Consider the following 8,863-nt stretch of genomic DNA (forward strand, 5'->3'; position numbering starts at 1 on the left):
GGTATTCGCCGCCTTGGAGTCCTTTGTGTCCTGGACCTTCGCCTGCGCAGGCGGCGGCCAGACGACGGGGCCGGCCGACCGCTGGCGGGTGTCTCCGCTACTGGTGCCTGGCTGAACCGGGGGGCCGGACATGCCTGATCCTCTCGGACCACTCTTCGATGCCCTGGAGTCCATCAATGGCGAGCTCACCACGTTCGCCGCACGCTTGGCTCGGGTGGAGGACGCCGCCTCCGTCAGGGGCGGAGCCCGACAGCTTGGTTCTGGCGAGGACGGCTCCGGTGAAGGGGAACGCGTTCCCGGGGCGCCCGTCGTCTGGCACAAGCTCAAGGGGCAAGAACGCGACCAGTTGTGGGCAGAGTTCACTGCGTGGGTCATCCGCATGGCCGACCTGTACGAGCTGACAACCGAGCAACTGCCTCACGCGTGCTGGTGGGAGCACGGCGCCGTGGTCGCTGAGCTGACCGCGCTGTGGACCGGCTGGGAGTCGGCGTACGGCTCCGATGAGGACGCGGCAGCGGGCCCTTACCTGTGGCACGACGCGTGGTCGCGTGGCATAGACCGGATCGGCCGGATGTGGCTTGGCGAGTGCACCAACGGCTACCACCAGCAGAAGACCAGAACGACCTTTGGCACGGACCCTTCGTACCGGAAGCAGGTCCTCCAGGCAGGTCCACCGGGCACCGCGGCATCTGGAGGGCCTCAACGTGAGTGACCATTTCTCAGTCGACCTTGGCCAGATTCGGCCGCTGAACGGTCAGGCGTCCTGGCAGTGGTGAGGAAGCTCGGGAGCATTGGCCAATGTCGTAGGACACAACAAGGGCCCAAGTCGTGGGTGGTAACAAGGTTGGCCCAGGACCCCAAAGCCAGGTCGTCGCGCCGATGGGGCAGCTAGTCCGTTGTGGTGGCGTTGAACGCCGGCGTGTAGTGCTCCGTCTCGACATCCGGGCAAATGTGATCACATGGGGCAAACAAGCCCCGGCCATGTCGAGGTAGAGGCAGTGCCGAATTCCCTTACCGGAGACTTCGACGCGGTTGCCGTCAGTGAGGGCCGCCGTGGTCTCCTCGGAGCGGCCGAGGTATCCGGAGAAGAGGTTGTGGCCGCGGATCACGATCTCGCCGTCCGGCAGGAGCTCGATACGCTCGTCTAGGTCGACGCAGGCGATCTCGACGTCCAATCCCCAGAGGGCGTGGCCGACGGTTCCGACGCGAGTGCCGAAGTCCGGCTGGTTGACGGCTGCGGTGGGCTATGGCCTCGGAGAGACCATAGCCCACGAACACCACAGTGTCGAAGGCCTCGTTGAACCGCTCCAGCACGGGCACCGGGAGGGAGGCGCCGCCGGAGATGCACAGGCGCAGTTTCGGCAGCGCGGCCGTCTCGCGGGAGGCCTCCAGCAGCTTGATGGACATCGGATGTGTGGAGGTACAGGAAGTAGCGCCGAGATTAATCATGGTCGTGCGCTGGGGATCTCGGTGTCCGGGGGACGTCGGCGTCCCTGGGGGCGCAATCCGAGTAGGAAGTGCCCTCCGCTTGGACCGACGGAACCACTCATCACCATCAAGGTTCATCGTCCCAAGTCAGGAGGGCACTTTCGCGTTTTCGCCCCACCAGCTGTCGTCCCCAACTGAAACGGCGGGGTTACGGCTTAGCCACGGTAGGTTTCCAGCAGCCGCAGCCAGACTTCGCCGAGGGTGGGGAAGGCGGGGACGGCGTGCCAGAGCCGGTCGAGGGGGACTTCGCCGGCGACGGCGATGGTGGCCGAGTGGACGAGTTCTCCGACGCCGGGGCCGGCGAAGGTGACGCCCACTACGGTGTTGCGGTCGGTGTCGATGAGCATGCGGGCGTGGCCGCGGTAGTCCTCGCCGTACTGGTGGGCGCCGGCGACGCGGGCGAGGTCGTAGTCGACAACCTCGATGCGGCGCCCGCTGCGCTCGGCCTCGCGGCTGGTCAGGCCGACGGAGGCGACCTCGGGGGTGGTGAAGACGACCTGGGGGACGGCCGCCATGTCGGCGGTGGCGACGTGCGCGCCCCAGGGGGCGTCGTCGATGGGCTCTCCCTTGGCGCGGGCGCCGATGACGGTGCCGGCGATCCGGGCCTGGTACTTGCCTTGATGCGTCATCAGGGCGCGGCGGTTGACGTCGCCGACGGCGTAGAGCCAGCCGCCGTCGACGCCGGTGACACGGAAGGTGTCGTCGACGGTCAGCCAGTCGCCGGGGGTGAGACCGACGCTCTCCAGGCCGACGTCGCGGGTCTGCGGGGCGCGGCCGGTCGCCAGCAGGATCTCGTCCGCGGCCAGCTGCCCGCCGTCGGAGAGCGTGATCCGCACCTCGCCGTCTTCGCCGTCCTCGCGGGCCATGGAGGTGACTGTGGTGTTGAAGCGGATGGCGACGCCTGCTTCGCGCAGTCCCTCGGCGACCAGTTCGCCGGCGAACGGCTCCATCCGCTCCAGGAGTCCGTTCTCGAGGACGAGCATGGTGACCTGAGAGCCGAGCGCCTGCCAGGCGGTGGCCATCTCGACGGCCACCACACCACCGCCGACCACGGCGAGGCGGCCGGGCACCTTGTCGGCGCTGGTGGCCTCGCGGCTGGTCCAGGGACGCACGGTGTCGTATCCGGGGATGGGAGGCAGGGCGGCGCGTGTGCCGGTGGAGACGGCGACGGCGTGCCGGGCGGCCAGGGTGATGGTGTCGCCCTCAGGGGTCTGCACGGCCACCTGCTTGGGGCCGGTGAGGCGGCCGTGGCCGCGTAGGAGGTCCACGGAGACGGTGTTGAGCCAGTCGACCTGGTCCTCGTCCTTCCAGTACGAGGACATCTTGTCGCGGTGCGCGAGGACTGCCCCGACGTCCAGCGGGCCGACCACCGCCGGGTTGAGTCCGGGTACGCGGCTCGCGTCGGCACGTGCCACCACCGGCCGCAGCAGCGCCTTGCTGGGGTCGCAGGCCCAGAACGAGCACTCGCCGCCGAGCAGTTCACGCTCCACGATCACGGTACTGAGCCCTGCGGCGCGGGCGCGTTCGGCCACGTTCTCGCCGACCGGCCCTGCGCCGATGACGATCACGTCGTAAGTGCGGGTTGGCTCGTTCATCACTGCTGCGTTCCTCACTGTTTCGTTCCTCACTGTTGGTTCCTCATTGCTTCCGTGACTCGGTCGGACACTCCGGCAGCCGCGACCCATTGCCGGCCGCGTTTGCCGTTCCCCGCCGCCGGACGGCAATCGGGCTGCCACACCGCACGAGGTCAAGGGGGCTCACGGGATGGGACGGCCCCGGCGGCAAAGCCGTCTCTGGGCGCCCACGGCGGCCGCTCGGCCGGCGCGGCCCCGTGGCAGCCGGACCGCCGGGCGGCGGAGAGCACCCTTGCGCTCGCCCGGCGGTCCGGTGCCGGCCTTCGGCCCGGACCGCGAGAAATGCTGGGCCGGACCGGCTGCATCCGGGCCGGACACGGCCCGTTTGCAGGCCTTGGGCGGTGGCTTGCGGGGTTGTCAGCGGCCGGGGAGGCGCTGCGTGACCTCCTGGAGCACCCAGCCGTTGCCGTCCGGGTCGCTGAAGGTGAGGAAGGAGCCGTAGGAGGCGCGCTCGGGGTGCAGGCCGGCCAGACGTTCCTGGCCCGCGAGGTGGTGGGTGACCTCCCCGCCCTCGTGGCCGTGGAAGAGGCCGCCTGCGTCGTGGAAGATCTCGCTGACCTCGATGCCGCGGCCGACGAGCTCCGCGCGGGCCTCCTCGATGTCGGAGACGATGAGGTACAGGCCCTGGAACGAGCCGGGTGCGATGGGAGTCAGCCCATCGCCGAAGATGATCGAGCATTCGGAGCCGGGCGGTGTGAAGTGCACGACCCGGAGGTCCTCATTGGCCGTGTAGTCGACGTCCAGGCGGAACCCGGCCTTCTCGTAGAAGGCCTTGGCCCGGTCGATGTCGGAGACGGGCAGCACGATCACTTCGAGCTTCAGATTCATGGGGGGTGTCCTTGTTTTCTTGACGTCGGTGAATTACGCCCAGTGCGTCATCGGTTCAACAGGTAGTGGTCGCAGCCGGGGCAACTCGCGCCCCCGGCCGCTGCGGCGGACGACGGTGCCGGAGGGATTGGCTTCCTGCCCGCGCTGCGGGATAGGCTGATCCGGATCGGCGACCCACATAAACGGATCGCTGAGCCGAATATATGGACCACTGAACCGAATAGTCAAGAGGGGCAGATGCGGGCCGACGCCAGAAGGAACCGCGATCACCTGCTCGCAGTAGCGGGCACCGCCATCACCGAGCAAGGCGTCGACGTGTCACTGCGTGACATCGCGCGCAGGGCCGATGTCGGGCTCGCCACGCTGCTGCGTCACTTCCCGACGCGCGAGGCGCTGCTCGATGCCCTGCTCCGCACGAGCTTCGACGAGCTGACCGCTAAGGCAGACGTCCTCGAAGCGTCCGGCTCGCCCGGCGATGCTCTCGTATCGTGGCTGCGCGACTGCGTCGCGTGGACAACTGAGTATCAGGGCGTGATCGTGCTGATGGCAGCCGCCATCGAGGACACGGAGTCCGCACTCCACGCTTCGTCCGTCACTGTGCGCGCGGCCGGTGCGCGGCTCCTCACTCGCGCTCAGGCCTCGGGCATGGCGCGGACCGACATTGATGGCGCTGATTTGTTCGCGCTGGTAATGGCGCTCGCTTGGGTCGGCGATCAACGCTCGCTCGCACCACGCGCCGATCGCATCTTCGACGTTGTCGCAAGCGCGATCTTGACCAACACAGCGAGCAGCGATGCCGAGGGGGAACGCCGCCCTCGCGCCGGTAGCTGAAATCGTCGCGCACGCGGACCGGCGAACTCGGCCGCACGCTCGGCAAGAGCGGATCGGCGCCGAGTTCGCCAAGGCGGTCAAGGTCACCGGTATCGAGCCGCACGCTCACCACCAGGCTGATCCCGCGGAGAACCGGCGACAGTTGAATACGCGAGCCCGCCAGTATCACACTCTGTGACCACACGCCCGGCGCTGTGCGTCGTCGGTCGTCTCAGGAGACTATGGAAGCACCAGAAAGGCACGAAAAGCAGCCCATCGCTGCAGCTCCAGGGCCTGCACTGGACACGTGTCGTCCTGGCAGCCAGAAGGAATATCTGGGATGAGCGAAGCGGGATCTTTCAGTGGCGACAGCGGCTCGTCCGACCTTCAGCTGGAGCTGCCGAGCGGGGTGCTGGATGCGCTCGGTGTGGCGGTGGTGGCGCTGGATAGGGCCGGGCGGTTCGTGTTGTGGGACCCGCAGGCCGAAGAGCTGTTCGGCTACTCCGCGCAGGAAGTGCTGGGCCAGCACGCGGCTCAGCTGTTGGTCCATGACCCGCACGTGGACCTGATGGCCGGTAAGTGCGAGCAGATGATGGAGACTGGCCAGAGCTGGGCCGGTCTCATTCCCGTCCGGAACAAGGACGGCAGTACGCGGCTGGTGGAATTTCGCTGCACCCGTCTGCCGAACAAGCAGGGCGACTTCTACGCTCTGGGCATCGCCACCAATGCGTCGACGCTGCGAAAGGTGGGGCAGGACTTGGCGTTGTCCGAGCAGCTGATCGCCCAGTCGCCGGTCGCGCTGGAGGTTCTGGACACCGATCTGCGTTATGTGGCCGTCAATCCGGCAATGGAGCGAATACACGGCCTGTCTGCCAAGGACCACATCGGCCGGTGCTTCCGCGAGGTCCTGCCCCCTCCGACAGTGTCGACCCGTCCGAGGCGGCGGTCAGAGAAGTGCTCGAGACCGGACGCCCTCTGGTTGATAAGTACACCATTGGCCGCACCCCGGCCGACCCTGACAACGATCACGCCTGGTCTGTCTCCGTCTACCGGTTGGAGGATCCCAACGGCCAGGTTCTTGGTGTCGCCACGTCGTGTTTGGACGTCACCGATCGGCACGGCGCGATCACAGCGGCGGCCCAAGCCCGGCAGCGCCTGGCCCAGATCGCTGAGGGATCCGCCCGTATCGGTACCACCTTGGACATGAAACAGACCGCCCGCGAACTGGCTGACGTCGCAGTGCCCGAACTCGCCGACGTCGCGGTCGTGGACGTACTCGACTCCGCCCTGGACGATCGCCGCCCCGCGACACTCGACAGCGGCCCGGCGCTCTTTCGCACCCTCGCGGTAAAGGCCGCCTACCTCGCTGAGGCAACCGGCGCCGCCGGCACAGCCGACCAACCGGTCAGCTATGACGCCGACCGACTGCCCACCCAATGCGTACGGACCGGTCAGCCGATCATGGTGACTCGCGTGGACGAGTGGGATCTGGCGCGCATCGCCCGTGACGCCCGAGCCGCCGCTGTCCTGGCCAGTGTCGGCATCCACTCATATCTCGCGATACCGCTGGCCGCATATCTCGCGATACCGCTGGCCGCATATCTCGCGATACCGCTGGCCGCCCAGAGCCGGGCACTCGGCGTCCTCGGGCTGATGCGCGGCCGCAATCAACTGCCCTTCAACGCTGACGACGTCACCCTGGCCGGTGAGCTCGCCAGCCGAACTGCAGTGTCCCTCGACAACGCGCGTCTGTACCAAAGCGTCCGCAACACTGCCGTGACGCTCCAGCGCAGCCTGCTGCCCCATCCGACGCCACCCGAGAGTCTGGAGGTCGCCACCCGCTACCAACCCGCCGGAACCTCTACCGAGGTCGGTGGCGACTGGTTCGACGTCATCCCCCTCGCGGAGGACAAGACCGCGCTCGTGGTGGGCGACGTGATGGGCAGCGGCATCGATGCGGCCGCCACGATGGGCCGCCTGCGCACCGCCACCTCTACCCTGGCTGACCTCGACCTCCCGCCCGCCCAGGTGCTGCAACGCCTCGACAAGATCACCGTCGGTCTCGACCCCTACATCGCCACCTGCATCTACGCCGAATACGACCCGCACAGCGACCGGTGCCGAATCGCCGCAGCCGGACACCTGCCCCCCGCACTGACACCTGCAGACGGGCCCCCCGAACTGCTCGACCTACCATCTGCCGCACCCCTCGGGGTCGGCGGCGTCCCCTTCGAAACGACCACCGTGCCCATGCGCCCCGGCGATCAACTGGTCCTCTACACCGACGGCTTGGTCGAAACCCGCCGCGACGCCATCGACGAACGCCTCGACCTCTTCCTCCGCGTACTCGACGGCCACGACCTTTCCCTGGAAGTAACGTGCGACCGGCTCCTGGAAACACTGCGTGATCCGGACGACCACGACGACGTGTCCATACTCATCGCCAGACCCAGACCGTGGCCCTGACTCACTGCGGACGTCGGCCAGCCGGGGACAGCTCTTGGTGCGCCACCTTCAGACCTGGCTGACCCCACCGGTACAGGCGCGCCGACACCGAGCTGTCGCCATGCAGGTCAACGGCCACCTGGTAGTAGACCGAGCCGTCTGCCCAGACCTGCCGCGTCATGAGCGTCGCGTACCGCCACGCGCCACCTGACCGCACCCACGGTGCTGGGGGGTCGCTCCTGGGCCAGGTCCACACCCCGGGTTCCGCCCGTCCTCCGGGCGCCACGGGCGGGCCGGCTGCGGCTCCGGGATCGCGCTCTGCTCTCGACTGTAGGCGGCCTCGGCGCAGGTCAGGCAGTAGAGAGCGTTGCAAGGCCGCCAGGCCCTCGAGCATCCGGGGCCTCAACCCTCCCGTCTGAAAGGCGACGCCGTGGAACCCCGACTCCGAATGCTCGAGCGGCACCGGCGGCGCCAGCGGCACCCCGGGCACGTAGGCCCGGCACCCGGACACACCACCGCGCCCCGGTCGACACCTGACGTCCGGGGTGCGCCCCATGTCGGCGTCCGCCCGTAAGGCGCGGGCATGACCGACTCCGCCCCGCTCACCGACAGCCAGACCGACCAGCTCGTGACCGTGCTCCGGACCGGTCAGACCGTGGACGACGCGGCAATCGTCCTGGGCCTTGGCCTGCCCGCGGTGTGGGCCAGGGCGCGCACGGACACGCGGCTGACGATCGCCCTGGCCGGCCGGGACCCCGAGGCGGCCGACGAGCGGGCCAGGGTCGCGCGGGCAGACTACTTGCGGCTCCTGGCCCTCGGCGTGGCCCCGACCCGGGCGCAGCTGATCCTGGGCGCCGGGCACCCGGGGAGCTGGCGCGGTGACGATCCCGCGTTCGCGCAGGCGTGCGACGCGGTCTCCGCGGCATCCGCGCCGTTCGGGTACACGGGGATGACCCGCCTAACCACGAAACGGGTGGCCCGGTTTCTGCGGGCGCTAAGCCAGCCGCAGACCACGGTCCTCGCGGCCGCGGCCGCCGTAGGGGTCATCCAAGCGGCGATCTATCAGAGGCGAAGGCGCGACGCGGAGTTCGCCGTCGCCATGGACAAGGCGCGGGCCGCCAGGCAGGAAGCCAGCCGCGTGTGACGCGGGCGCGGCTGCTTCGTTTGGTCTGGTGGCGCGTCTGATCCGACTCCCTCACTTGGACCGTCGCGCCCCCTCGAGGGCTTCGTCATCCGAGGTGCCGGGGTCCTCGAGGGAACCGCGCGACCGTAGGCGGGCTGTTGCCTATCGTGTCCGCCCATGACTGATCTGCCGCCGCTCACCCGGTGCGCCGCGCTCGCTGCCTCCGCCCGTGCCGGGGTACGCCCGCACCGGATCGCGCAGCTGCCCGTGCAGGCTGCGGAGCTCGCCCGTCGGTTGCTGCACGCTCCCGCCGATGAGCGGCGCAAGGAGCTCGGCGAGCTCGACGACCGCGCGCTCCTGGACCTGCGGGTCGTGATGGAGCTCCACACAGGCAGCGCGTCCGAGCTGTGGCGTGACACCCCGTCCGGGTTCGCCGAGGACGTCCTCGGGATGCCGCAGCGCGCAACGTGCCGGGGCAGGCCCACGCCGCGCCCCGGGGGATGACTCCGGTGGGCGGCGTGGTGACCGAGGGGTC

The 8,863-nt window shown here is 69.0% G+C and carries 7 protein-coding genes and 1 pseudogene; 5 read left to right on the forward strand and 3 right to left on the reverse strand.

Features of this window, described 5'->3' with window-relative positions; all coding sequences use genetic code 11:
* Positions 1-130: 130 nt before the first annotated feature.
* Complete coding sequence (locus ABZ904_RS35150; RefSeq protein WP_361001927.1) at positions 131-712, forward strand: hypothetical protein; 582 nt, start codon at positions 131-133, stop codon at positions 710-712.
* 326 nt (positions 713-1,038) lie between these two features.
* On the opposite strand, the gene ABZ904_RS35155 is transcribed toward ABZ904_RS35150, so the two are convergent.
* From ABZ904_RS35155 to ABZ904_RS35165, 3 genes are all read right to left on the reverse strand, one after another.
* The gene (locus tag ABZ904_RS35155) at positions 1,039-1,566 is read right to left on the reverse strand and encodes an AMP-binding protein (RefSeq protein ID WP_361827984.1); all 528 of its coding nucleotides are present in this window, start codon (positions 1,564-1,566) and stop codon (positions 1,039-1,041) included.
* 77 nt (positions 1,567-1,643) lie between these two features.
* Positions 1,644-3,083 (reverse strand): NAD(P)/FAD-dependent oxidoreductase, encoded by a 1,440-nt coding sequence (locus ABZ904_RS35160; protein ID WP_361827987.1) that lies wholly within the window; start codon positions 3,081-3,083, stop codon positions 1,644-1,646.
* Between the two features lie 396 nt (positions 3,084-3,479).
* The gene (locus ABZ904_RS35165) at positions 3,480-3,950 is read right to left on the reverse strand and encodes a VOC family protein (RefSeq protein ID WP_361001921.1); all 471 of its coding nucleotides are present in this window, start codon (positions 3,948-3,950) and stop codon (positions 3,480-3,482) included.
* Between the two features lie 237 nt (positions 3,951-4,187).
* Between ABZ904_RS35165 and ABZ904_RS35170 the strand changes: the two genes are divergently transcribed.
* From ABZ904_RS35170 to ABZ904_RS35185, 4 genes and pseudogenes are all read left to right on the forward strand, one after another.
* On the forward strand, positions 4,188-4,781 hold the full coding sequence (locus ABZ904_RS35170; RefSeq protein ID WP_361001918.1) for a TetR/AcrR family transcriptional regulator: 594 nt from the start codon (positions 4,188-4,190) through the stop codon (positions 4,779-4,781).
* Positions 4,782-5,100: 319 nt separating this feature from the next.
* Positions 5,101-7,226 (forward strand): annotated as a pseudogene (locus ABZ904_RS35175) (SpoIIE family protein phosphatase).
* A 562-nt stretch (positions 7,227-7,788) separates the two neighbouring features.
* A complete protein-coding gene (locus tag ABZ904_RS35180; RefSeq protein WP_361001913.1) occupies positions 7,789-8,349 on the forward strand; it encodes a hypothetical protein in 561 nt (186 codons plus the stop codon).
* Between the two features lie 156 nt (positions 8,350-8,505).
* A complete protein-coding gene (locus ABZ904_RS35185; RefSeq protein ID WP_361827990.1) occupies positions 8,506-8,832 on the forward strand; it encodes a hypothetical protein in 327 nt (108 codons plus the stop codon).
* Positions 8,833-8,863: the final 31 nt, after the last annotated feature.

The organism is Streptomyces sp. NPDC046900 (assembly GCF_040644975.1).
In the GTDB taxonomy this organism is placed as follows: Bacteria; Actinomycetota; Actinomycetes; order Streptomycetales; family Streptomycetaceae; genus Streptomyces.

Coding starts and splice junctions, on each gene's coding strand:
- ABZ904_RS35150 (WP_361001927.1), top strand. CDS start 131: ATGCCTGATCCTCTCGGACCACTCTTCGATGCCCTGGAGTCCATCAAT.
- ABZ904_RS35155 (WP_361827984.1), bottom strand. CDS start 1,566: ATGAACCTTGATGGTGATGAGTGGTTCCGTCGGTCCAAGCGGAGGGCA.
- ABZ904_RS35160 (WP_361827987.1), bottom strand. CDS start 3,083: ATGAACGAGCCAACCCGCACTTACGACGTGATCGTCATCGGCGCAGGG.
- ABZ904_RS35165 (WP_361001921.1), bottom strand. CDS start 3,950: ATGAATCTGAAGCTCGAAGTGATCGTGCTGCCCGTCTCCGACATCGAC.
- ABZ904_RS35170 (WP_361001918.1), top strand. CDS start 4,188: ATGCGGGCCGACGCCAGAAGGAACCGCGATCACCTGCTCGCAGTAGCG.
- ABZ904_RS35180 (WP_361001913.1), top strand. CDS start 7,789: ATGACCGACTCCGCCCCGCTCACCGACAGCCAGACCGACCAGCTCGTG.
- ABZ904_RS35185 (WP_361827990.1), top strand. CDS start 8,506: ATGACTGATCTGCCGCCGCTCACCCGGTGCGCCGCGCTCGCTGCCTCC.